The 25460-nt window shown below is 42.2% G+C and carries 24 protein-coding genes and 1 other RNA gene; 20 read left to right on the top strand and 5 right to left on the bottom strand.

The window, feature by feature from the left end:
• Positions 1–91: 91 nt before the first annotated feature.
• Together smpB and ssrA are read left to right on the top strand one after the other, a co-directional pair.
• Complete coding sequence (gene smpB, locus BA81_RS04985; protein WP_012011279.1) at positions 92–562, top strand: SsrA-binding protein SmpB; 471 nt, start codon at positions 92–94, stop codon at positions 560–562.
• A gap of 174 nt (positions 563–736) precedes the next feature.
• Positions 737–1100, top strand: a transfer-messenger RNA (tmRNA) gene (gene ssrA, locus BA81_RS19165).
• 163 nt (positions 1101–1263) lie between these two features.
• Here ssrA and BA81_RS04980 read toward each other — a convergent pair.
• On the bottom strand, positions 1264–1503 hold the full coding sequence (locus BA81_RS04980; RefSeq protein WP_034280923.1) for a hypothetical protein: 240 nt from the start codon (positions 1501–1503) through the stop codon (positions 1264–1266).
• Between the two features lie 239 nt (positions 1504–1742).
• Between BA81_RS04980 and BA81_RS04975 the strand changes: the two genes are divergently transcribed.
• The 10 genes from BA81_RS04975 (at position 1743) to BA81_RS04935 (ending at position 12872) form a co-directional block, all read left to right on the top strand.
• Positions 1743–3344 (top strand): histidine kinase N-terminal 7TM domain-containing diguanylate cyclase, encoded by a 1602-nt coding sequence (locus BA81_RS04975; protein ID WP_034280922.1) that lies wholly within the window; start codon positions 1743–1745, stop codon positions 3342–3344.
• 257 nt (positions 3345–3601) lie between these two features.
• On the top strand, positions 3602–4057 hold the full coding sequence (locus tag BA81_RS04970; RefSeq protein WP_034280921.1) for a DUF6376 family protein: 456 nt from the start codon (positions 3602–3604) through the stop codon (positions 4055–4057).
• A gap of 106 nt (positions 4058–4163) precedes the next feature.
• Entirely contained in the window at positions 4164–4469 is a 306-nt protein-coding gene (locus tag BA81_RS04965; protein WP_012011272.1) for a metal-sensing transcriptional repressor, read from the top strand.
• A 72-nt stretch (positions 4470–4541) separates the two neighbouring features.
• Entirely contained in the window at positions 4542–4748 is a 207-nt protein-coding gene (copZ, locus tag BA81_RS04960) for a copper chaperone CopZ (protein WP_024423475.1), read from the top strand.
• A gap of 80 nt (positions 4749–4828) precedes the next feature.
• Complete coding sequence (locus tag BA81_RS04955; RefSeq protein WP_034280920.1) at positions 4829–7264, top strand: heavy metal translocating P-type ATPase; 2436 nt, start codon at positions 4829–4831, stop codon at positions 7262–7264.
• Positions 7261–7395: a hypothetical protein gene (locus BA81_RS20060; protein ID WP_255290992.1), complete on the top strand. Its 135-nt coding sequence runs from the start codon at positions 7261–7263 to the stop codon at positions 7393–7395. The genes BA81_RS04955 and BA81_RS20060 overlap by 4 nt, the downstream gene beginning before the upstream one ends.
• A gap of 373 nt (positions 7396–7768) precedes the next feature.
• Positions 7769–9046, top strand: a complete 1278-nt coding sequence (locus BA81_RS04950) for a cation:dicarboxylate symporter family transporter (protein ID WP_034280918.1) — start codon at positions 7769–7771, stop codon at positions 9044–9046.
• Positions 9047–9064: 18 nt separating this feature from the next.
• A complete protein-coding gene (gene aspA / locus BA81_RS04945) occupies positions 9065–10510 on the top strand; it encodes an aspartate ammonia-lyase (protein ID WP_024426050.1) in 1446 nt (481 codons plus the stop codon).
• A 116-nt stretch (positions 10511–10626) separates the two neighbouring features.
• Positions 10627–11943 carry a sensor histidine kinase gene (locus tag BA81_RS04940; protein WP_034280917.1) on the top strand — a complete coding sequence of 439 codons (1317 nt, stop codon included), beginning with the start codon at positions 10627–10629 and terminating at the stop codon, positions 11941–11943.
• A complete protein-coding gene (locus tag BA81_RS04935; RefSeq protein ID WP_034280916.1) occupies positions 11940–12872 on the top strand; it encodes a response regulator in 933 nt (310 codons plus the stop codon). Before BA81_RS04940 ends, BA81_RS04935 begins: the two co-directional genes overlap by 4 nt.
• Positions 12873–12891: 19 nt before the next feature.
• Here BA81_RS04935 and BA81_RS04930 read toward each other — a convergent pair whose 3' ends face one another.
• Positions 12892–13497: a TetR/AcrR family transcriptional regulator gene (locus BA81_RS04930; protein WP_034280915.1), complete on the bottom strand. Its 606-nt coding sequence runs from the start codon at positions 13495–13497 to the stop codon at positions 12892–12894.
• Between the two features lie 88 nt (positions 13498–13585).
• Between BA81_RS04930 and BA81_RS04925 the strand changes: the two genes are divergently transcribed.
• Positions 13586–14134 carry a hypothetical protein gene (locus BA81_RS04925; RefSeq protein WP_034280914.1) on the top strand — a complete coding sequence of 183 codons (549 nt, stop codon included), beginning with the start codon at positions 13586–13588 and terminating at the stop codon, positions 14132–14134.
• Positions 14135–14171: 37 nt separating this feature from the next.
• Here the strand turns inward: BA81_RS04925 and BA81_RS04920 are convergent, their stop codons facing one another.
• Genes BA81_RS04920 through BA81_RS04910 form a run of 3 tightly spaced genes read right to left on the bottom strand, consistent with a single transcriptional unit; the run spans position 14172 to position 16739 of the window.
• Entirely contained in the window at positions 14172–15110 is a 939-nt protein-coding gene (locus BA81_RS04920; protein ID WP_034280913.1) for a metal ABC transporter substrate-binding protein, read from the bottom strand.
• A gap of 13 nt (positions 15111–15123) precedes the next feature.
• Complete coding sequence (locus BA81_RS04915) at positions 15124–15996, bottom strand: metal ABC transporter permease (protein ID WP_024423468.1); 873 nt, start codon at positions 15994–15996, stop codon at positions 15124–15126.
• The gene (locus tag BA81_RS04910; protein ID WP_034280912.1) at positions 15996–16739 is read right to left on the bottom strand and encodes a metal ABC transporter ATP-binding protein; all 744 of its coding nucleotides are present in this window, start codon (positions 16737–16739) and stop codon (positions 15996–15998) included. The genes BA81_RS04915 and BA81_RS04910 overlap by 1 nt, the downstream gene beginning before the upstream one ends.
• A gap of 412 nt (positions 16740–17151) precedes the next feature.
• Between BA81_RS04910 and BA81_RS04905 the strand changes: the two genes are divergently transcribed.
• The 7 genes from BA81_RS04905 (at position 17152) to BA81_RS04875 (ending at position 25423) form a co-directional block, all read left to right on the top strand.
• The gene (locus BA81_RS04905) at positions 17152–19251 is read left to right on the top strand and encodes a heavy metal translocating P-type ATPase (RefSeq protein WP_034280911.1); all 2100 of its coding nucleotides are present in this window, start codon (positions 17152–17154) and stop codon (positions 19249–19251) included.
• Positions 19252–19392: 141 nt separating this feature from the next.
• Positions 19393–20079 carry a DsbA family protein gene (locus BA81_RS04900; RefSeq protein WP_034280910.1) on the top strand — a complete coding sequence of 229 codons (687 nt, stop codon included), beginning with the start codon at positions 19393–19395 and terminating at the stop codon, positions 20077–20079.
• The gene (locus BA81_RS04895) at positions 20076–20489 is read left to right on the top strand and encodes a disulfide oxidoreductase (protein WP_024423464.1); all 414 of its coding nucleotides are present in this window, start codon (positions 20076–20078) and stop codon (positions 20487–20489) included. The genes BA81_RS04900 and BA81_RS04895 overlap by 4 nt, the downstream gene beginning before the upstream one ends.
• 149 nt (positions 20490–20638) lie before the next feature.
• A complete protein-coding gene (locus tag BA81_RS04890; RefSeq protein ID WP_024423463.1) occupies positions 20639–21250 on the top strand; it encodes a trimeric intracellular cation channel family protein in 612 nt (203 codons plus the stop codon).
• Between the two features lie 310 nt (positions 21251–21560).
• Positions 21561–23576 (top strand): Na+/H+ antiporter, encoded by a 2016-nt coding sequence (locus BA81_RS04885; protein WP_034280909.1) that lies wholly within the window; start codon positions 21561–21563, stop codon positions 23574–23576.
• A gap of 62 nt (positions 23577–23638) precedes the next feature.
• Positions 23639–24508, top strand: coding sequence for an ROK family protein (locus BA81_RS04880; RefSeq protein ID WP_034280908.1), 870 nt, complete (start codon positions 23639–23641; stop codon positions 24506–24508).
• 69 nt (positions 24509–24577) lie between these two features.
• Positions 24578–25423, top strand: coding sequence for an aldo/keto reductase (locus BA81_RS04875; RefSeq protein WP_034280907.1), 846 nt, complete (start codon positions 24578–24580; stop codon positions 25421–25423).
• Positions 25424–25460: the final 37 nt, after the last annotated feature.

Genomic DNA, 25460 nt, shown 5'->3' with positions numbered 1-25460 from the left:
CATGGCGTCAGCATTGTCGAAAGCTGGATTGTTTGATAAAATAATCCGTACGATTTGGACCGTGTTTGTGTCAAAAGGAGGGTGTACGCCAATGCCAAAGGGAGAGGGAAAAGTTGTTTCCCAAAACAAAAAAGCAAATCATGATTACTTTATAGAAGAAACATACGAAGCCGGCCTAGTATTACAAGGAACTGAAATCAAATCGATTCGTGCTGGAAAAGTGAATTTAAAAGATTCCTTTGCCAAAATCGAGCGAGGAGAAGTGTTTCTTCATAATATGCACGTGAGCCCATACGAACAGGGGAACCGTTATAACCATGATCCGCTGAGAACGAGAAAGCTGCTGCTTCATCGCAAGCAAATCAGCAAATTGATTGGTGCGACAAAGGAAGAAGGCTACTCACTTGTGCCTCTGAAACTTTATTTGAAAAATGGCTTTGCCAAAGTGCTGATCGGAATCGGAAAAGGGAAGAAGAAATACGATAAACGTGAAGATCTGAAGAAAAAAGATGCAAAACGTGAAATCGAACGTGCCTTCCGCGATCGTCAAAAGCAATTCTAGCCTAATGCAGATGGCTTGCTGAGAGCGGAAGCATTATGCTACAATATGTTATGCAGTAAACAATCATCGCTCTTTTTACAGAAACCACCAGTTGTTTCGAGCGATGAGATTGTTATAATAGTTATATACGGAAGCAGTGAAGCTGAACTTCCATCCCGTATATCCCTTTTACAAGGGGACGTTACGGATTCGACAGGGATGGTTCGAGCTTAGGCTGCGAGCCGAGAGGCGATCTCGTTAACACGCACTTAAATGTAACTGGCAAAACTAAAAGTTTTAACCAAAACTTAGCACTAGCTGCCTAATAAGCGCAGCGAGCTCTTCCTGACATCGCCTATGTGTCTGTGAGGAGCCCAATGAAGTAGGCTACGCTTACGTTTCCGTCTGAGGACGTAAGAAGAGATCCATCAGACTAGCTCTCCAAGCGCCCGTCAGCAGGCATGAGGATGAGTGAACACGTAAATATGTTGACTACGCTCGTAGACGCTTAAGTAATCGATGTCTCTGGACGTGGGTTCGACTCCCACCGTCTCCATAATTTTAAATATTTAAAAAGGCCCCTTTCTATAAAGGGGCTTTTTTTATCTAATTTAAGAAGTTAAGTTAGTTTTGATTTTGATATTTAATGTTTTTTGAATTTATTTACATTTTTGATTGGGTTATTCCTACAAGGAATAATCGGAGTTTCTTTAATTATTTACTTATGTACGGTTTCTCAAAGAAGACTGCACCAACCGAACAAACAAAGGAAAAACGACAACCACCGCAAGCATCATCAAAAATCCATCCGGTACAAGTTCCACAAACGTTGTCTGAATCACATAAACCGCAATCAGCAGTAAATAACTGATCAAAAATAACAATCCAGAACTTCTCTTTTCAAACGGTTTTTCTAAAAGAATCAACATAAACAGCCCCGTCATAATCATCCAAAAAGTCATATTCCTTTCGAGTCTCCTCTCCATTGATCTCCACATTGTACAGATATTTCTCCAGACGCAACATACTTCTCCCTCAAATTAAGCAAAAAGTAGTGAAAATATAAGGGATCACAAACAGATAACGCCTGAAATTTTACAAAAAACCTCCAACCAATTCAAAATCACATCTTCCCATTTGTGACTTCCTCATATATAGTAAGATTAGACTAGTTCTAAATAACTGAAATTGGGGCGTTTACATGGATTCGATTGTTTTACATTTTATTGTGATCATGAGTGTTTCTGGCATTCTGTCCGTGATATTATCAATCATTGCTCATGCGAACCGCCACCGGTATATTGGCTGTCAATTGTTTATGTACATGTCTGGAGCAACTGCGATTTATATCTTTGGGCATACGTTTGAATTATTGGCTCGTACCCCTGAAGAAATCATGTTCTGGGTTTGTTTTCAATACATAGGTCTTCCGTTTATCGCACCGCTCAGTCTGCTGATTGTGCTGCAATTTACGGGGTTCCAACAATATTTCACAAAGCGCCGCGTGCTTCTCATCTTATTGATTCCAACTCTCACAACCATTATGGTGTTCACCAACTCTTTACATTCACTCTTTTATCGAAGCATCACGATGAATCCAGTAGATGGGTTTTTATTGGCTGATTTTACGATTGGCTATTGGTATATCATTCATGGCGTTTATACGTTTGGCTGTTCGATGCTTGCTATTTTTATGCTGCTTTGGTTTTTACGTGTCACAAAAAAAGAATATTTAAAGCAGATTCTGATACTGTTAGTGGGAATGTCCTTACCAATTTTGACTTCTTTTATTTATTTATTAGGCGTTACACCCCTGCATATTGATCCTGTTCCTGTGGTGATGTTTATTACCAACGCACTCTATTTATGGGCAATTATGTCGTTCCAGCTGTTTAAGCTGTCTCCCATTGCAATGGAGCGTGTGTTTGAGCATATGTCTGAAGGGGTTTTGATTTTAGATCGATATCGAACACTCATTGATTACAATCCCGCTGCTGCATCGATCATTCCAGCACTTGCGAATAAAAAGGGAATTGGCTATAAGATCGACGATATTTTCTCAGCAATCATCAAAGATTCAGCGTTCATTCAATGGCTGCGCTCTCCGCAGGATCATTCGCAATATGATTTAATGTGGAAAAAAGAAAAAGACCAGTCCTATTATTATCATCTGACCGCTTCCTCTCTATTTAATAGAAGAGGAGAGATTGAGGGCAGGCAAATAGTGATCAGTGATGTTACAGAGCAGCGTTTGCTGCAGGAAGAGCTGGAGCGTCGTGCGTATATCGATGGTTTGACGAATATTTTCAATCGATCTTCTTTCATCGAACGAACGCAGTTGATCCTTGAAGAGGATGCGCAGGATACCGCTGTTATGCTGTTTGATATTGATTTCTTTAAACAAATCAATGACACACACGGACATCATATCGGGGATGAAGCGCTGCGTCATGTTGTCTCTATTTGTCAGGAGCATTTACAAATGGATGATTTATTTGGACGATATGGGGGAGAAGAGTTTGCCATTTGTCTGCCTCATCAGTCATTTAAAGAGGCATGTCATATCGCGGAACAAATAAGACATTCGTTTGAAGCAAGTTTCTTTACGAATGATAAGGAAAAAGTGCGAGTGACAGCGAGCTTTGGAATTGCTCACACAGCCAATGATCCTTGTGTATTAGAGACACTTCTATTTGAAGCGGACCAGGCCTTGTATATGTCAAAACGCCAAGGACGGAACCGGATTTATGCATCCACTGGTAAGGGCCATGTGCTGTATCAAGAGCAGGATCTTCCGCATTGACTGTTGTCCTGACATTCGATATGATAAACATAACATTTGAACGGTTTCCTAAAGGGGAGTAGCTTTTACGGTTTTGGTCGTCACTACAGAAACATTCGTTGTTTCTCGGCCATTCCGGCATGAACAATGTTAGCCAGACCTTTGCCTATCACACATGAGGCAAAGGTCTGGCTATTTTTAAGGTCTTTTTGCATCTGTGTGATAGGGAAGCGGAACAAATGATGCTTTTAATCCTACAGATGAAAGGATGATCGATCTTGAAAAAATACGTGATGGCTTGTCTATTTTCCGGAACGCTTGTATTAAGCGGTTGCTCCGGCTTGCTTGATCAGGTCAACGATACAACGACATATGTCACTGAGGCAAATGACTATGTGACGGACATTCAGCAATTTACAGAGGAATTTCCAAAGCTCGCTGAAGAAGCTGTGCAAAACGCCGCCAAAAAGGCAGAATTAACGCAGCAGCTAGAATCGTTGAAGGCAGACATTCAAGATTTTAATGAAGTCACAGCGCCAAAAATGGCAGAAGACCTTCATGCACAAATCATTGAAAAAAATAAAGTGCTGTCAGAGGAGATCCAAACATATATACAGCAATTGAAAGCAGGCGATATCGATGTTGCCGCCATACTGGAGGATCAGCAGGGATTGATGAAACAGCTTCAGCAATCCGTCAATCTTTTGCAGGATATCGAACAATTAACAAATTAGGACAAACACAGCTTTATATGCGGTGCTCAGCATATCTTTGCCTTTTTCGGTGGAGATATGCTTTAATTTAGGTAAAGACAAGTCATAATGAAAAAAAGGTGATCACATGACAGAACATGAAGAAAGACATATGGCTTCGCCTAGAGCCGAAAAGGAAAAGGACCAATTGATCAATCGCTTGAAACGAGTGGAAGGACAAGTTCGCGGGATCCAGCAAATGATTGAAAACGATCGTTACTGTATAGATGTTGTGAATCAAATCTCTGCAGTCAATGCGGCTTTGAAAAAAGTCAGTCTTCATTTGATGGAAAAGCATACACATCATTGTGTTGCAGATGCTATCAAGAGCGGCAATGGGGATGAAGCCATTGAAGAGTTAATGACGGTCTTTACGAAACTGACAAAATCGTAGCATTTATGTTTACATCGATACCCTACTAGGGTATAGTAAATTGTAGAAAATGATTGATGGAGGCGATGAGAAGTGGAACAAGCAACACTTCAAGTGCAGGGCATGTCTTGCGGACATTGCGTGAAAGCAGTCGAAGGAAATGTAGGAGAATTAGCAGGTGTGGAATCTGTGAAAGTCCATTTAGACAAAGGACAGGTGGAGGTTTCATTTCATCCGGATCAAGTCACGTTACACCGTATTTCTGATGTGATTGAAGAACAGGGATATGATGTCGTATAAATAAGTATACGTGCTGCAGTACAGCACGTATTTTTTTCAAAAAATAATACCCCCATGGAGTATGTGGAGAGGTGAGATCAATGAAAAAGGAAATTGACTTTCAAATTACGGGGATGACCTGTGCTGCTTGTGCAGGCCGTATCGAAAAGGGATTGAACAGGCTGGAAGGTGTGGAGGATGCCAGTGTGAATTTGGCGCTTGACACTTCCCATATTGTCTATGAAACAGAGAAACTAACACCAGATGATTTAAAGCGAAAAGTTCAATCGCTTGGCTATGATGTGGTGATGGAGCAAGCAGAATTTGATATAGAGGGAATGACGTGTGCGGCTTGTGCAAACCGAATCGAGAAAAAAATTAACCGAATGGACGGTGTCGATCACGGGTCTGTAAATTTTGCGCTTGAGACACTTCAGGTCACATATCATCCGGGCCAAACGTCTACAAATGACATAAAAGATGCGGTGCAGTCTATTGGGTATTCTTTAATTGAACCAGCTGCAGATCAAGCAGAGGAAGGAAAGAAAGATCACCGCCAAGCAGCAATAGAGAAGCAAACGGCACGCTTTTTATTCTCGATGATTTTGTCACTGCCGCTTCTTTGGGCAATGGTCAGCCATTTTTCTTTTACGTCCTTTATTTGGCTGCCTGAAGCGTTTATGAATCCATGGGTACAGCTGGCGTTAGCAGCGCCTGTGCAGTTCATTGTCGGCTGGCCCTTTTATGTAGGGGCGTATAAGGCTTTAAGAAATAAAAGTGCCAATATGGATGTTCTTGTCGCTCTTGGGACATCTGCCGCGTTTTTCTATAGTTTATATGAAAGCATTCAGTCAGCGGTTCAAGGCACACATGAGGCAGCCCTCTATTATGAAACAAGTGCTGTCCTCATTACGTTGATCGTGCTCGGAAAATTAATGGAAGCAAGAGCAAAAGGAAGATCATCAGAAGCGATTCAAAAGCTCATGGGCTTACAAGCGAAAGAAGCGGTTATCGAGCGAGATGGCAAACAGATGACTGTGCCTATTTCTGACGTGAAAGTGAATGACCTTGTGTTTGTCAAACCCGGGGAAAAAGTACCGGTAGATGGGGAGATCATGGAGGGGACATCCGCAATAGATGAGTCCATGATTACAGGAGAAAGTCTGCCTGTTGATAAAACAGCAGGAGATATGGTCATCGGGGCAACGATCAATAAAAATGGATTCATCAAAATAAAAGCGACTAAAGTCGGGAAAGAGACCGCTCTTTCACAGATTATCCGAGTTGTAGAACAAGCGCAGGGCTCAAAAGCACCAATTCAAAGAATGGCAGATCAAATATCAGGAATATTTGTTCCCATTGTTGTAGGAATTGCTGTGCTCACATTCCTCATATGGTTTTTCTTTGTTGACCCAGGAAATGTGACGTCAGCACTTGAAACCTTTATAGCCGTCATTGTCATTGCATGTCCGTGTGCGCTCGGCCTTGCGACACCAACCTCTATTATGGCTGGCAGCGGCCGTGCGGCTGAATCAGGCATTCTGTTTAAAGGCGGAGAGCATTTAGAAGTGACTCAATCACTCGACACGGTCGTGTTAGATAAAACAGGGACTGTAACAAAAGGAGAGCCTAGTCTGACAGATGTACTGGCATATGCCAACTGGACAGAAGATACGCTGCTTCAGCTAGCAGGATCGGCAGAACAGCAGTCGGAACACCCGCTTGCCCGGGCGATCACAGACGGTATGAAAGAACAAGGTCTTGAAGCAGTCGAAATTGAAGCCTTCCAAGCAGATCCAGGTCATGGAATTGAAGCAAAGGCAGCAGGACACAAGCTTTTGATTGGAACGCGTAAGCTATTACAGAAACATCATATCCAATATGAGCAAATAGAAGCATCTGTCACAACGCTGGAGGAGCAAGGAAAAACGGCTATGCTTGTTGCGATTGACGGCGAAGTCGCCGGCATTGTCGCGGTCGCAGATACAATCAAAGTATCCTCTCCTCAAGCCATCGCTCGTCTGAAAGAGCAGGGGATTCACGTTGTGATGATGACAGGTGATAATAAACTAACAGCAGAGGCGATTGCGAAACAGGCAGGCATTGATCATGTCATTGCTGAAGTGCTTCCTGCAGAAAAAGCGGCTCACATTACGGCACTTAAGGAACAAGGAAAAAAAGTCGCCATGGTCGGAGACGGTATCAATGATGCCCCAGCTCTTGCAACAGCGAATATTGGGATGGCTGTGGGAACAGGGACAGACGTTGCCATGGAAGCAGCAGATATTACGCTCATGACGGGAGATCTCCATGCCGTTGCAGATGCGCTGGAATTTAGTAAAAAAACAATGAGAAACATTAAACAAAACCTATTTTGGGCGCTTGCCTATAACTGTATTGGGATACCGATCGCTGCATTTGGTTTCCTTGCACCATGGCTTGCAGGAGCAGCAATGGCCTTTAGCTCCGTGTCCGTTGTGCTGAATGCACTCAGATTGCAGCGATTGAAGCCAGTCAGAGAGGGAGTGGCAGAATGAAGATGAATGTCAAATGGGTTTGGACCGTTAGTGCATTGCTCTATGTTGCTCTTGTGCTCATTGGATATACGATTTATGATGAATTTTTTTCAAATCAACTTACACCAAGTGAACAGATGCAAAATCATTAAGACTTCGCCAAAAGCAAAGTCTCAGCGTGTAGACAAACCCTCGCATTCGCCCGCAGTCCTGCGCGCTGGTGCTCACGAATGTCAAATTCGCTCCGCGCCAGTGCTCGTTCTTCCTAGACTGCAAAGGTTTTCTATCACGCTGAAAAGAAGACAAAGGGCTAAAATAAACATCATTTTAGCCCTTTGTCAACAATCTGAGACTTCGCCAAAAGCGAAGTCTTTTTTTTACAATATTGTGGAAAAACCCACCTTTTTAAAGATTTTTCATAAAAAATTCACTTCTTTTTGTTCTTTTTTGTCGTTTTTTGTAGGTTCGTCGTTAAGATGCGATTAAGCAACAAAGAAAGCGTTATCAATAAAAGGGGGTTCACGTATGAAAAAGTTAGGGTTAGCTTCTCAAATACTCATTGCACTTGTTCTGGGTGTTGTCGTGGGAGCGCTGTTTTATCAAAATGAAACCGTTATTAATGTGTTAACGCCGATTGGCGATATATTCATCCATTTAATTAAAATGATCGTTCTTCCAATTGTTATTGCTGCATTGATTGTAGCAGTTGCAGGTGTTGGAGATATGAAAACGATCGGAAGACTCGGCGGAAAAACCATTCTGTACTTCGAGATTGTGACAACGATTGCATTAGCAGTTGGACTGCTTGCAGCAAACTTGTTCCATCCTGGTACAGGAATTGATATGAGCAACATGGAGAAAGGCGATATCTCTAAATATGAAGAGACATCTAAGGCTTCTTCTGAAAAAGCGACTTTCTCAGAAACGTTGGTGCATCTTGTACCGACAAACGTTTTCCAATCCATTGCAGAAGGTGATCTATTACCAACCATCTTCTTTACAGTCTTATTCGGATTAGGAATTGCCGCAGTTGGAGACAAAGGAAAACCAGTATTAGGATTCTTTGAGGGTATACTCGAAGCCATGTTCTGGGTAACCAATAAAGTGATGAAGTTTGCACCATTTGGTGTATTCGCGCTCATCAGTGTGACGGTGATCAAATTCGGGGTCGGAGCGCTTCTCCCGCTAGGCAAACTGGTACTTGTCGTTTACGGTACAATGGCATTCTTCGTCATTGTTGTACTTGGCATTATTGCGAAAATGGCTGGAACAAGCGTCTTTACACTATTTAAAGTATTAAAAGAAGAAATCATTCTTGCATTCTCAACAGCAAGTTCAGAAGCTGTACTGCCTAGATTAATGGACAAAATGGAGAAGTTCGGCTGCCCGAAAGCGATCACGTCGTTCGTTATTCCAACAGGCTACACCTTTAACTTAGATGGAAGTGCCATCTATCAATCCATTGCTGCGATATTTGTTGCACAAATGTACGGCATGCCGCTTTCCATCTATGAGCAAATTACGTTACTATTAATTTTAATGCTGACATCTAAAGGAATGGCTGGTGTACCAGGTGCTTCGCTCGTTGTTGTCATCACAACTCTTGGTGCCATGGGACTGCCGCTTGAAGGACTTGCCTTCATCGTTGGGATCGACCGACTTCTTGACATGGTTCGTACAACAGTGAACGTATTTGGTAACTCACTTGCAGCCATTGTCATGTCTAAGTGGGAAAAAGTATTTGATCAAGAGAAATCGAAGAAGTATATTGAGGAATTAAAACAACAAACAAAAGCAGCGTAAAAAAGGAGATCTTTTCAAATGACGAAGCTACAGGACAAGCAAGTTCGAATCGAACGAGACTTTCTAGGTGAAAAGGAAGTAGACACTCAAGCATATTATGGAATTCAAACATTACGTGCAGTGGAGAACTTTCCAATTACAGGCTACCGTATTCATGAGGAACTCATCAAAGCATTAGGGATTGTCAAAAAGGCAGCCGCACTTGCAAATATGGATACACAGCGACTATATTCTGGTCTTGGAGAAAAAATTGTTCAAGCCGCAGATGAGGTCATCGAAGGAAAATGGAACAATCAATTTATTGTCGATCCAATTCAAGGCGGGGCTGGCACTTCAATGAATATGAATGCCAATGAAGTCATTGCAAACAGAGCGCTTGAACTACTAGGAAAGGAAAAAGGCGCTTATACTGAGCTAAGTCCAAACACGCATGTGAACATGTCGCAGTCAACAAACGACGTTTTCCCAACAGCGATTCATATTTCAACATTGAATATGATTGAAAAACTACTTTATACGATGGAAAACATGCATCAAGTCATGACCGAAAAAGCGCAGGAATTCGATCATGTCATCAAAATGGGACGCACGCATCTTCAGGACGCTGTTCCAATCAGACTTGGACAAGAGTTTAGTGCTTATGCAAAAGTTCTTGCTCGTGATATTAAACGTATCAAGCAGTCTAGACAGCATTTATATGAAGTCAATATGGGTGCAACAGCAGTCGGAACTGGATTGAATGCAGATCCTAAGTATATTCGCCAAGTGGTTGGCTACCTATCTGACATTAGCGGATTACCGTTAGTTGGTGCTGAAGACTTAGTCGATGCAACGCAAAATACGGATGCTTATACAGAAGTATCGGCTGCGCTTAAAGTATGTATGATGAACATGTCCAAAATGGCGAACGATATTCGTCTGATGGCTTCAGGTCCAAGAGCGGGCTTTGGTGAGCTGCACCTGCCGCCGAGACAGCCAGGTTCATCCATCATGCCAGGAAAAGTCAACCCAGTTATGCCTGAGGTCATGAACCAAGTGGCATTCCAAGTTATTGGGAACGATCACACAATCTGTCTTGCATCAGAGGCTGGCCAGCTTGAACTAAACGTTATGGAACCAGTGTTAGTGTTCAACCTGCTTCAATCTCTCAGCATGATGAAAAATGTATTCGAGTCCTTCGTGGACAACTGCTTGCGTGACCTAAAAGCAGATGAATCTAGATTAAAAGAATATGTAGAAAAGAGTGCCGGTGTCATGACGGCGGTGAACCCGCACATTGGTTATGAAGCGGCTGCACGAATTGCAAGAGAAGCCATCCTTACAGGTGCATCTGTACGTGAGCTTTGTCTGCAAAATGATGTGTTAACAGAGGAAGAGCTTGATGTCATCTTAAATCCTTTTGAAATGACAAAACCAGGTATTGCTGGTGCATCACTTTTAGAAAAGGATCGTTTAGAAGATTAAGCGGCATCATGAGAAGCGCACACCGGCAAAGTTCCGGTGTGCGCTTTTTCATGGAGGTTTGTTTTTCTTTAGCTCACATAGTATACTATCGTCAATTATTAGGGATGTGACTGCGTTTGAATCTACTGAAAAAATGGCTGAATACAGAGCCTTATTTAATTGTGCTGCTCATTGTACTGACGCCGATTGGTGGAGAGTTTAAATTTTATCCATTTGAGGACAGCTTTCGGGTCAGCTTTGGAACCGTTGTCTTTTTCTTTATCCTGCTTCAAATGAAAAGATTTCCGGCATGGGCAAGCGGCATCATCGCTGGGATATCTGTTTTTGCGTTTCGCGTGCTGCTTGATACAGCTGTGACAGGGCATCTTCCGCTTGAAGAGGCAGTTTCATTAAGATTTCCTTCCCTGCTTTATTATGTTGTCTATGGCACACTCTTTTATTTATTGAAGGTCAGACGTTTCCGCGATCAGCCATGGCTGATTGGCGCAACAGGCATCGTCATGGAGCTGTGCGCAAGCGTTGTTGAAATCATCGCACTTCGAGGCACGATGGATGAAATGTTAACGGTGAGGACGCTGTTCCAATTATTTGTTTTAGCGATTTTCAGAAGCTTTTTCGTGTTGGCTTGTTATACAATGATTCGCTTATATGAAGAGCAGGCGAGAGAGCGTCAGATGAAAAAGGAAAAGGAACATCTGCTGATGCTCCTGTCCAACCTTTACACGGAATCTACATATTTTCATAAAACACTCGCACATGCCGAGCACATTACGGCTACATCCTATCAATTGTATCAATCCCTTCACCACGCAAAGGATGCGGAATCATTGGATTTGAAAAAGCTCGGTAAAACCGCCTTGCAAATTGCAGGAGAGGTGCATGAAATCAAAAAGGATAACCAGCGGATTTTTTCTGCCTTATCAAAGCTGATTCATGAGGAAAACTTCCAGGCTTATGAGAGTCCTTCTCATATCGCTGGGCTTGTCATTCGCATTCATGAAAATTACGCAGAATCTCTTAAAAAAAACATCGTCTTTCATTATGATGAAGATGGGAAGCATCCCGCCTATCACGTGTATACCATTCTATCTTTGTTAAATAACATCGTATCCAACGCTGTTGAAGCCATTCCTGTAGATGGAGAGGTGTCACTTTCTATTTCACAGAAAGAAAACCACGTGATTTTTCAGATCAGCGACAACGGGCCTGGCATAAAAGAACGTAATCATCATGTGATTTTTAAACCGGGCTTCACTTTGAAATACGACCAGGCTGGGAATCCATCTAGCGGTATCGGGCTTGCCTATGTAAAGGATACAGCGGAGAAGCTTGGCGGAAGTGTTGAGATGAAGAGTATCCCAAATAAACAAACGATTTTCACATTAACGATACCAGTAGATCAAGTCAGTAGAAAAGAGGGGATTGGGAGATGAGATTTTTTATAGTTGATGATGATGAAGCCGTTCGTTCTTCACTGGCTCAGCTCATTGAAGATGAAGAGCTTGGCATTGTGGCCGGGGAAGCAGAGGATGGCGCAGAGTTAACAGCCAGCTACTTAAATGATTTGCACATTGATATCTTATGTATTGATCTATTGATGCCGGAAAGGGACGGGCTTGAAACGATTCGAGCGATCAAGGATGAGTTTCATGGGAAATACTTAATGCTGTCACAGGTTGAAACAAAGGAATTAATCGGACAGGCGTATACGCTTGGCGTCGAATATTATGTGACAAAGCCGATCAATCGTGTAGAGGTCTTAAGTGTCCTCCATCTGATGATTGAACGTCTTCATTTAGAGCATTCAATTGAAAATATTCAGCACTCACTCAAATCGGTCATGCAATTTCAGCAGCGCGGTCAGACGAAAACGAAGCAGCGGGGGAAAAGTCTTGCAGAGGCAGGTCAGTTTTTGCTGGCGGAGCTTGGTATTGTTGGTGAGAAGGGGTCTAAAGATTTATTAGATATGATTCTGTTTACAGACCAGTATTTAGCGCTGCATGCTGATCATCATGATTCCTTTCCTTCTTTAAAGATCATTTTTACTGGGATTACGGAGGATAAGTTAAGTGAGCCCTACACATCGGCAGACATCGCAAGAGAAGCAAAGGCAGCCGAACAGCGGGTAAGACGTGCGATCAACCAATCATTAAAGCACATCGCATCACTTGGGCTAACCGATTTTTCTCATCCAACGTTTGAAAATTACGCATCTAAATTTTTCGATTTCACCATCGTACGAAAGAAAATGAGTGAATTGACGAAAGAGATGAGCGGAAGAGAAGAACACACCCGCATCAATGTGAAGAAATTTGTGCAGGTGCTTTACTACGAAGCGAAACGTATTTTTATGGAAGATTAAAAAAAGACATGCTCTCCAATTAAGGAGACATGTCTTTTTTTGTGATGGATTGCAGGTGCATCTGCAGTACGGAGCGTATGAGCTGAGGCGGTATACGTTCGGGCTGCACGATTCCATTCAATGCAAGTCCATTGATGACCGCATAAAGCCGTTCGGTTTCTAATAAAAGATCGATATCATTTAGCAGCAGCCCATCCTCTTTCAATTTCATTAAACAATATTGGACCGTTTGGAAAAGCTCGTCATACATCTTTGCATTGAGCGGCTGTAAATCTGGTTCAGTCAGCGCCTTGACTGCAAAAGCCTGCCACACCTCCATTTCAAATTTTCTTTCTTCATCAAGTGGAAGAAGCTGCTCCAATAAAGTGAGGACATTTTCCTCCGTTGAACCGTTTAATGAAAGCCCTGTAATCCGCTCCTTGACTCTTTCTTGAATTAAATTCATAGAGAATAGAAATAACTCTTGCTGTGTGGAAAAATAATGACGCATAGAGCCGGCTGAAATTCCAGCTTCGACTGCTATTTTTCGTACAGAAGCGCTTTCCAATCCCTCTTGTTTAATCACTCTCATTGCAGCTTGAGCGACCTTTTGTTTTTGTTTATGGTGATCGACGATTTTTGGCATACATTGATTTTAGCATAGCTGTTGTTTTTTTAACACATCTGTGTTATTTTTTATTTAATACAATTGTATTAAAAAGGATGTGGAAAAATTGGTCGGGTTATTGATTGTGGCATGTGAAATTGGTTTTTGGCTGTTTATTCTAATGGGCTTAACGCTGCGTTATGTGTTTAAACAGAAAAAGTTGGGTGCTTTCTTTCTTGTCTGTACGCCGATTTTGGATCTCATACTTCTTGCGGCTACTTATATAGATTTAAGGCAAGGGGCTGTGGCGAGTGTCATCCACGGGCTTGCGGCTGTTTATATTGGTGTGAGCCTTGCCTTCGGACATCAAATGGTGAAATGGGCAGATGCTAGGTTTGCCTATCGATTTGCAGGAGGTCCTAAGCCAAAGGGAAAACCAAAGTACGGGAAAGAGCGGTCTGTGTATGAAATGGTCGGCTGGGCGCGGCATTTCATTTCTTATGTTATTGGAGCGGGGCTGTTATATGGATTAACCTATCTCATCCAAGCACCAGAGCGGACGGAAGCACTGATGCAGCTTGTCAATACATGGGGGATGATCTTAACTATTGATTTCATCATTAGCATCAGCTACGTCATTTGGCCGAAAAAACATCCAGAAAATATAACAGGCTGACAAAAAAGACAGGCGGATTCACTCCACCTGTCTTTTCTTATGATGACAGCCCTTTGTAAATGGTGTCGATATTCCATTTCATCATCTTATAGTAGCTGTCTCCATCTTCACCTTCTTTTCCAATAGAGTCAGTGAAGACTTTTCCTTTGATCGGAACCCCGGTTTCCTCAGAGAGGCTTTCAAGGCTGCGTTTATCAACACTTGTTTCAAGAAAGAGCGCAGGAACTTGATGATCTTTGACAAAATGAATAATGCGCTTCATTTGTCCTGGTGTTCCTTCACTTTCTGTGTTGATCTCCCAAATATAGCCGGCTTTCAATCCATACGCCTCTGCAAAATACTTGAATGCCCCTTCACTTGTGACAAGGAGCTTTTTATCTTTTGGCAGCTGATCAAACTTGTCTTTTGCTTCATCGTGAAGCGCTTGAAGCTTTTTGATATAGGCTTCTGCATTTTTTTCGTAATCCTCTTTATGTTCAGGGTCTGCTTGAATGAGCGCATCTCGGGCATTTTGGGCATAAATGATCCCGTTCTCGACATTCAGCCATGCGTGCGGATCCTGCTGGCTTTCAAGGCCTTTTGATGACAAATGCTTCACTTTGACGCCTTTACTCAGCTCGGCTACAGGTGCATCATCCCCGTCCTTGCCGCTCGATTCAAGCAGCTTTTGAAACCAGCCGTTTCCTGTTTCAAGGTTCAAGCCATTATATAGAACAAGGTCTGCATCCGTCGTATACTGAACATCCTTTGGCAGCGGGTCAAATTCGTGTGGATCTGTACCAATGGGAACAATGCTGTGAATAGAGACATGCTGCCCACCTACTTCCTTCACAATGTCATAAAGAATGGAGTAGGTCGTGACAACTTTTAATGTGCCGTCATCTTTACCGGAATTACTTTGCTGGGTCGAACAGCCTGCGATGATCATAAGGGCAATGAATACTGCGGTCAAACGGATAGCAAATACCTTCTTCATATATGTCCTCCTTTTACATAGACGCTTCCTTTTTTAAGTGCGTTCGTTTTCGTTTAGATTTTAATGATCTCCATAGAATGCCTTGCTTTGGTGAAAAGATAAAGGCACTGCCGAATAAAATAGTCGCGACCAGCACGATGGAAGCGCCTGATGACAAGTTATACGTAAAACTAAGCCCTAGACCTACGACAGCAGAAACAGCACCGAAAAAAGCAGATAAATAAATCATGATCCATAGCCGGTCCGTTAAGAGATAAGCGGTGGCTGCCGGCGTAATCAACATGGCAACAACAAGAATAATTCCAACGGTTTGCAGTGATGCAACGGTCACAAGGGTCAATAAGGTCATGAGAAAATAATGAATCATACGATTCGGCAAACCGTAAACCGAAGAAATCACCGGATCAAATGAACTAATGAGCAGTTCCTTGTAGAAAACAATGACGGCTAGCAAAATAAATATACCGATTCCCAGTGTAATCCACATATCAGATGATCGAACAGCTAGAACGTTTCCAAATAGAATATGATATAGATCACTTGAACTTTTCAAAAATGTGATCAAAATAATTCCGATTGAGAAAAAGGCTGTGAAGACAATGCCGATGGCAGAATCATTTTTTATGCGGCTGTTTTGACTCACATAACCGATCCCAATCGCTGTTAACACCCCAGTTAAAACGGCCCCGAAGAAAAAGTTAATTCCCAGCATATAAGAGATGGCGACACCTGGCAGTACGGCGTGTGAAATGGCGTCTCCCATCAGGGCCATGCCGCGTAAAATGATAAAGCAGCCGATAACGCCGCAAATGATGCCTACCATGACAGATGTAAATAGCGCTTTTTGTAAAAAAGCATATTCAAAGAGTCCGGTTAAAAATTCCATTACACGTCTCCTCCTGCTGATTTTAAGAATGGCAGCTGTGTTTCATATGCTTCCAGCATGATTTCTGGGCGAAGGATGTCGTGTACAGGCCCTGCTTTGATGAGTTTTTTATTTAACAGAACAAGATGGCTGAAATAATCATCTGCCTTACTCAAATCATGATGGACAACCAAAATGGTTTTCCCTTCATCTCGTAATTCCTTCAAAATGCGAACCATCGTTTCTTCACTTCCCATATCAATCCCGACAAATGGTTCATCCAAACAGAAGAGCTGTGCGTTTTGAGCAAGTGCCCTTGCAAGGAAGACACGCTGCTGCTGTCCGCCGGATAACTCACCGATTTGTCTTTTGGCAAAGTCCTGCATCCCGACTTTTTCTAAACAGTGATACGCATATGCCCGGTCTTCTTTTTTTGGACGTTTGATTAGTCCGAGCTTCGGATATGTTCCAAGTAGTACGGTATCCAGTACATGAATCGGAAACGTCCAATCTAAATCATTTCTCTGCGGTACATAGGCGATCTGTTTTCTGACTTGTTTAAAGGGCTGCTCAAAAAAACGAATATCCCCTTGATCTTTTTCAATGAGATCCAAACATGCCTTGAGTAACGTCGATTTACCAGCACCATTTGGACCGATGATTCCTGTCATTGTCCCTTCCTGTATGGAAAGAGAGACATTCTCTAATGCATCCTGTCCGTGATATGAGACATGAAGACGGTCGATTGTTAAAGCATTTGACATCTCTTGCGGCCCCTTTCAATCATCATTGCACTTCCTAAAGATATATGCATACATTAAATAATTTTGACTAAAGGATGAAATGATTCACTAACGCTAATTTGTTTCCTTAGGGAAACTTTTATTTTATTCTAAGCTTATGTCCTTCTTTTGTAAAGAGAAAAACTGCAAATGATCGTTTTTATGTTATGCGGGGAGCGGGGGACATGAGCTTGGTTTATTGAAAATCCGTGTGACAGAATTGGACACAAAAAACCAATGATTTCTTCAGAAATGATTGACAGAAGACAAGAACTCCTCATATAATAAAGGTAATCTAATATATGAATATATGCTCATATATAAAGTTTTTGATTTTTAATAGGTTTCATCGATCCAGGGAACGTTACTTATCATATAGAAAAAAGGTGAGAACATGAAAAAAATGAAGGATGAATACGTATTAAGCGGTCTTGATTGTGGAAACTGTGCACGTAAAATTGAAACAGGTGTCAGCAAAATGGATGGCGTTGAAGCTTGTTCCGTTAATTTTGCGACAGGGACATTGACTGTCACACATGCAGATAAGCAAGAAACGATGTCAAAGCGTATTGAAAAAACGGTTCAGTCCATCGAACCTCATGTGAGTGTATCACCAAAAGAAGAGGGACATCACCACGATCATGATCATGGGACAAAGAATTTAAAAGCGATTGTGCTGAAATTAATTGGCGGTGCAGTTATTGGAACAGCAGCTTATTTTATACCAGAAGATGGCTTACTGAAATTTATCATGTTTTTCGCAGCGTATTTACTAGTCGGCGGTGATGTGGTTTTTAAAGCGCTGAAAAATATCGTGCGCGGCCAAGTATTTGATGAGAACTTCTTAATGACCATTGCAACAGCTGGCGCTTTTGTGATTCAGCAATATCCAGAGGCACTGGCAGTGATGCTGTTTTACCAAATTGGAGAGCTGTTCCAAGGGGCAGCAGTGAATCGTTCAAGACGATCCATTAGTGAATTAATGAATATTCGCCCTGAATATGCAAATCTCAAAGTAGGAAATGAAACAAAAAAAGTGAAGCCGGAAGAAGTAAAAGTCGGTGACCGTATCGTCGTAAAACCGGGCGAAAAAGTTCCACTTGATGGTCTTGTCCTTGAAGGATTTTCACTTGTGGATACCTCTGCATTAACAGGTGAGTCTGTGCCGCGGGATGTAGAAGCAGGGAAAGAAGTTCTTGCAGGATTTGTGAATCAAAACGGTATTCTTGAAATTGAAGTGCAAAAAGGGCTAAGTGAATCGGCCGTGACGAAAATTTTAGATTTGGTTGAAAATGCGAGCAGCCGAAAAGCACAGACAGAAAACTTTATCACAAAGTTTGCAAAATACTATACACCGGCTGTCGTTGTATTAGCATTGCTGCTTGCCTTTGTGCCGCCGCTTCTCATTCCATCAGCACAATTGTCTGACTGGGTTTACCGGGCACTCGTTTTCCTAGTGATTTCTTGTCCTTGTGCGCTTGTCGTGTCCATCCCATTAGGGTTCTTCGGGGGAATTGGGGCAGCTTCTAAACGAGGCATCTTAGTAAAGGGCAGTAACTATTTAGAAGCATTGAACTCTGTGAGTTATGCTGTATTTGATAAGACGGGCACACTCACAAAAGGGAACTTTACGGTGACCAATATCGTGACAACGAGCGACAAGTGGTCAGAAGAGGAACTGCTTTCTTTTGCAGCTTTAGCAGAAGCTCACTCCTCACATCCGATTGCTGAATCGATTAAAGCGGCATATGGTTCGCCGCTTGATGAAAGCCAGATCGAAGCCTATGAGGATATTGCGGGACATGGAATTAAAGCGACCATCAGTGGTTCACAAGTGTTAGCGGGTAATCATCGCTTGATGGAACGAGAAGGCATTTCGTATGAAAAAGAAAAACGAAGCGGAACAGTTGTGTACATGGCCATTAACGGTGAGTTTGCCGGATCGATCTTGATTGCAGATGAATTAAAGGATGATGCAATTGAAGCGGTCTCAGCTCTAAAAGCATCTGGCATTCAAACAGTCATGCTGACTGGTGATGCCAAGCAAGTTGGAACAGCGGTCGCCCAGCAAATTGGCATTGATGAAGTACATGCCGAATTATTACCGCAGGATAAAGTAACGAAATTAGAAGAAATTGATCAGAAAAAAGCGCCTCAAGAAAAATTATTATTTGTTGGGGACGGCATTAATGATACACCGGTATTAGCAAGAGCAGACATAGGAATTGCGATGGGCGGACTTGGTTCAGATGCAGCGGTAGAAGCGGCTGATATCGTCATTATGACAGACCAGCCGTCAAAAGTAGCAGAAGCCATCGCTGTCGCTAAACGAACAAGAAGAATTGTATGGCAGAACATTGCATTTGCTCTTGGAGTTAAAGGGGTTTTCCTATTACTCGGAGCATTTGGTATTGCGACCATGTGGGAAGCCGTCTTCTCGGATGTCGGTGTGACTGTACTCGCTGTTTTAAATGCCATGAGGGTAATGAAATAAAATTGTTAGGAAAAATTCATGAATACCATCTTTCATAATGAATCCCCTCTTGTTAAAATAGAAGAAGTTGGATAATGGCATTATTCTAAGCTATTATCCTTTTTCTTTTGAAGGAATGAAAAAGATAAGGTAGGTGCTTATGTGAGTAAAAAAAATAATCAATCATCATCCATTAAATTTGCTGTCATTTTAACCATTATCGCAGCTCTTCTCATCGGATTATTCGTCGTCATTGGAAATAACAACAGCAAAGAAGCACAAACGGTTGACAGTAAGCCTTCTATTAAAGGACAGCCTGTCATGGGAGATAAAAACGCAGCCGTACAAATTGTCGAGTTTGGGGATTATAAATGTCCATCATGTAAATCATTTGAAACAGACATTTTCCCAAAGCTGAAAGCGGACTACATAGATAAAGGCGATGTATCATTTTCGTTTATTAACTTGCCACTTCCTGTTCATGGAGATGGCGCAGTGCTGGCAGCACTAGCTTCTGAAGAAGTGTGGAAAGAAGATCCGAAAAACTTTTGGGCATTTCATGAAGCTGTCTATCAAGCACAGCCAGATAGTGAAGCAGAATGGGTCACGCCTGCTAAGCTGACAGAGCTAGCGAAAAAGACAACAAAAATAGATACGGACAAGCTTAAAGATCATCTATCAAAGAAAACATATCAGCCGCAGCTGAACACAGACGATCAGCTTGTGAACCAATATAAAGTGAATGCAACACCAACTCTTTTCATTAACAATAAACAAGTCGAAAACTTTTATGACTATGATGAAATCAAAGAATTAATTGATCAAGAGCTCAAAGGGAAAAAATCATGAAGAATAAGCTTGTTTACTTATACAGTGCTTGGATCGTTTCTATCGTTGCGACGATGAGCAGCCTGTATTTAAGTGAAGTAAAGAAGTTTATCCCATGTGATATGTGCTGGTTTCAGCGCATTTTCATGTACCCGCTCGTGCTTTTACTTGGAATTGCGACATTCAGAGGCGATGTGAAAGTGAAATATTACGTTCTGCCTCTGGCTGTGATTGGCGCTTGTTTTTCTATCTATCATTATATGGAACAAAAGATACCTGGCTTTGCATCGATCCGCCCTTGCCTGAGCGGTATTCCTTGTTCTGTTGATTATTTGAACTGGTTTGGTTTTATCACCATTCCACTGCTAGCCCTTATTGCATTTATTCTCATCATCATTAGTATGCTGCTGTTAAATGCAAAAGAAGATTGAAAGAGATAGCCTGCTTATAAGCGGGCTATTTTTTATTTTTGCAAAAAGATAAAATTTAAAGAAAATTTGTATTGCTTTTCACCTGTGTCAGATATACATTAAGGGAGTAGTGTTAGATGATCAGATAAAGGTAAGGAGATAAGCGGAAAATGGCATGGGAAGTCTTAAGTATCATTGGCATTGTCGCATTCGCTATTAGTGGTGCGATTGTGGCAATGGAGGAAGAGTACGATATTCTTGGTGTGTACATTTTAGGGATTGTGACAGCATTTGGCGGTGGAGCGATTCGGAATCTATTAATTGGTCTTCCGGTGTCTGCTTTATGGTCACAGGGCAAAATGTTTACGATTGCCCTTGTATCCATTACGATTGTGTTTCTTTTTCCAAAGCTTTTGCTCAAGCACTGGAGCACATGGGGAAATTTCTCGGATGCGATCGGTTTAGCAGCGTTTGCGATTCAAGGCGCATTATTTGCTGTGCAAAGAGAACTCCCGCTCAGTGCAGTCATTGTGGCAGCCATATTGACTGGAAGCGGCGGCGGAATTGTGCGTGATTTATTAGCAGGGCGAAAGCCGCTTGTGCTAAAAGCAGAGATTTACGCCGTATGGGCAGCCCTTGGCGGCTTATTCGTTGGACTCGGCTTAGCGCAAGGAGAGCTTGCTTTATATTTGCTGTTTGTCATCCTCGTCGTATGCAGGGTTTGTTCCTACTTATTCAAATGGCGCCTTCCCGCCAGGTCTTATTTTTTAAATAAAGGGTAAAACGAAAAAGGGCGATTCCGCTCTTTTTTTTTGTGTTTAATAAGAGCTGAATATCAGCAGATGATGGAGTTTTCGTGTAAAATAAAAGCAGGGTCTTTTGTTCATCATTTGAACAATACATATGATGAAAATTTTGTCAGCAGGCTGAATATCTGGATTCAGCCTTTTTTTGCCTAGATGGATTGTTATGTGTTGGTTTCACTTTTTGCGGAATACTAAAGAAGCACTTCTGAGCGGACGGATGTAATGAACACATCTTTGCATGTAAGCAAAACTTGACGAAAAATATACATAGGAGGGACATGTACTAGTGGAGATTTTTTTGGCAGTGCTCGTACTACTGGCACTCATTGCAGCATCTAATATTATCAATCGTTTTGTCCCCTTTATTCCCGTTCCGTTAATTCAAGTGGGCTTAGGAATATTGGTGGCAGCTTTTCCTTCAGGTTTACATATTTCTTTAAATCCTGAACTCTTCTTCGTTCTATTTATTGCGCCGCTGTTATTTAATGACGGGAAGCGTACCCCAAGGGACGAGCTATGGAAATTAAGAGCACCGATTCTTCTTTTAGCGCTTGGTTTAGTGTTTGCGACCGTCATTGTAGCGGGATATACCATTCATTGGATGATTCCAAGCATACCGCTTCCAGCCGCATTTGCGCTTGCAGCAATTTTATCACCGACAGATGTGGTGGCAGTAAGTGCTTTATCCAGCCGTGTGAATATGCCAAAGGGCATCATGAGACTGCTGGAAGGCGAAGGGCTGATGAACGATGCATCAGGACTTGTCGCCTTTAAATTTGCCATTGCTGCAACGGTGACCGGAGCTTTTTCAATTGCTCAGGCATCCTTTAGTTTTGTACTGATTGCAGCAGGCGGGTTATTGACTGGATTTATTCTATCCTTTTTTATCATTCGTTTTCGCTATTTCCTCCGCCGTTTAGGAATGGACGATGTCACAATGCATATCATCCTGCAAATCCTTACACCATTTGTGATTTATTTAGTAGCGGAAGAAATCGGTGTATCCGGCATTTTAGCTGTTGTGGCTGGCGGTGTGACACATGCCATTGAGCAAGACCGAATGGAAGCGAATTTAGCCAAGCTGCAAATTGCTTCATCAAACACCTGGAATATTATTTTATTTATTTTAAACGGCCTTGTTTTCGTCATACTTGGACTGCAGATTCCGGATGTTTCCACAGTTATTTTCCAGGATGAAGCCTTTAACAACATGCAGGTGATTGGCTACATCTTAATTATTACACTATGTCTCATGGTGCTGCGGTTCTTATGGGTATGGCTGTTCTGGGCAGGAAAATGGAGTGCAACGAAAAAGCAAAATGTGAAAAAGCCGAAGCTTCGCGCCTCGATGCTCATGACATTCTCTGGTGTCCGCGGGGCTGTGACATTGGCCGGTGCCTTCTCTATTCCATTTACGCTTGCGGACGGATCACCATTTCCAGAGCGGCACTTGATTATTTTCCTCGCAGCTGGTGTGATTTTATGTACGCTCATTTTAGCCAGTGTGTTACTGCCTCTTTTATCAGAGAAAAAAGACAAGCAAGTCGACGTGGACTTGGATACAAAGATTCAGCATGCAAAACGAAAGCTGCTGAGAAGTGCCATTAAAACCTTAAAAGAAGGAATGAATGAGGACAACAGGGAAGTGTCTCTTTCACTCATCAATGATTATAGAATGAAGCTGAGAAATATCCAGCGTGAACCATACCAATTCGGGATGAGAAAACAAGAGCGAAAAATCAGACTGCACGGTATCAAAGCAGAACAGATGAAACTTCAACAATTAATTGAGGAAGAGAAAATTGACAAGGAAGAAGCCTATGAACTGCAAGAAAGATTTCATGAGCTGGAAATGCTGTATTCAAACTCCTTCAAAATTCGCTTTTCAAAGGTGAAGTTTCTGCGCTTGCTTCAATGGCTGCAATTATGGCGGCCGAATCAGCACATTTCAAGCGGCATTTTAGAAAACGAGGAATCGTACAAACAAATCCGTAAGAAAACCGCTGAAGCTGCAGTAGATTCGATCAAACATCATATGACAGATGAAAACCAACAAACGTGCCACCAAGTCATTGGTTTTTACAATCAAGTGATTTTCCGCTGTGAACACGGTCCAAGCTTCTTCCAGCAAAAAGACCGTTCATTTGACCGGAAGAAAAAAGAGCTGAACTTCCAAGCTGTACAGACGATTCGAAATGAAATTCAAACCTTATATGAAGACGGTGAGATCAATCGTGATATTGCCCATCATTTAAGGGAGTATATCAATGACATGGAGGCTGTTCTGCTCACCAATACGTGATGTTGTCATCTTCTCCCCCATGTTTTATGATGAAGAAAGAGAACAAGCAGGGGGGATCAATGATGGCGTATTATGGAGCAATTGAAGCTGGGGGTACAAAATTTTGTTGTGCAATCGGCAATGAGCATGGAGACATCTTAGAGGAAATGACGATTCCGACAGAGCACCCGGAGAAAACAATACAAAAGCTCATTCCATTTTTTGAGCAGCATGACATTGCAGCATTAGGGGTTGGCTCCTTTGGACCCATTTGTGTTCAAAAGGATGATCCTTCATACGGTTATATCATGAACACGCCAAAAGTGGAGTGGAAGCATTATCCGTTCATTCCTGAGCTTGAGAAGCAATTAGGTGTCCCAGTATCCTTTACAACCGATGTCAATGCTGCAGCACTAGGTGAATTAACAAAGGGGGCAGCCAAAGGGCTAAGCAGCTGTTTGTATATCACGGTCGGTACAGGCATTGGTGCGGGAGCTGTTGTGAAAAATGAGCTTCTACACGGCCATTCACATCCTGAGATGGGACATATCCTTATCAGACAGGATGAATCGGATTCGTTTGCAGGTATCTGTCCGGCACATGGAAATTGTTTAGAAGGACTGGCAGCTGGACCAGCGATTGAGAAAAGGTGGGGGAAACCTGCCAAAGAGCTTACGAAGGAAGAAGCAGTTTGGTCACTTGAGGCGGATTATTTAGCGCAGGCGCTTATGCAGTACTCGCTCATTTTAAGCCCAGAGCGCATCATCATGGGCGGAGGCGTTATGAAGCAAAAGCAGCTATTCCCACTAATTCGTGAGAAGCTGGCTGCTTATGTCAATGATTATGTGGACCTGCCGCCGCTTGATACATACATTGTCTCCCCTGGACTTGAGGACAAGGCTGGCATGACAGGTGCGCTGCTCTTAGCCATCGAAGCAAAGAGAAACGCCTGATAATAGAGTTTTGAAGTACAACATGAGATAATGAAAGAGATGGAATCTATAAAAAAGGTGGTTGTTAAAATGGTCAAAAGCTTGAATGATACCGTAACATTGAATAACGGAGTCGAAATGCCTTGGTTTGGTTTAGGTGTATTCAAAGTGGAGGACGGCAATCAAGTGGTAGATGCCGTAAAAGCAGCCATACGAAACGGATATCGCAGCATTGATACGGCAGCTGTTTATAAAAATGAGACAGGCGTAGGAAAAGCGATTAAAGAATCTGGCGTGAAACGAGAAGACTTATTTATTACGTCTAAAGTATGGAACACAGATCAAGGCTATGACAAAGCGCTTGAAGCGTTTGACGCAAGCTTAAACCGATTAGGTCTTGATTACTTAGACCTCTATTTGATTCATTGGCCTGGACCAAATGCAGATACATTTAAAGACACATGGCGCGCACTTGAGAAGCTTTATAAAGACGGGAGAGTCAGAGCCATTGGAGTCAGCAATTTCTACATTCAGCATTTAGAAGAGCTGTTAAAAGATGCTGAGGTTGTTCCAGCTGTGAACCAAGTTGAATTTCATCCGAAACTGACACTTGTTGAACTGCGTCAATATGCAAAGGAAAAAGGCATTCAAATTGAGGCATGGTCTCCGCTGATGCAAGGGAAGCTATTAGATCATGACGTATTGAAAGACATTGCTGCACGCTACAACAAATCTGTTGCTCAAGTCATCTTGCGCTGGGATCTGCAAAGCGGTGTTGTGACAATTCCTAAATCAATCAATGAAGAACGCATTAAACAAAATGCAGACATCTTTGACTTCGAGCTTTCCAAAGAAGACATGGGAAAAATCGATGCATTAAACAATAACGAACGCGTCGGCTCAAATCCAGAGACAATGACGGTTGGGTTTGAATAAATAATAGAATCCTCTTTCTTATATGAGAAAGAGGATT

Source organism: Bacillus safensis FO-36b (assembly GCF_000691165.1).
GTDB classification, from domain to species: Bacteria; Bacillota; Bacilli; order Bacillales; family Bacillaceae; genus Bacillus; species Bacillus safensis.
Note: the sequence above shows the minus strand (reverse complement) of the source record. Positions and strands in the feature narration are given on the sequence as shown.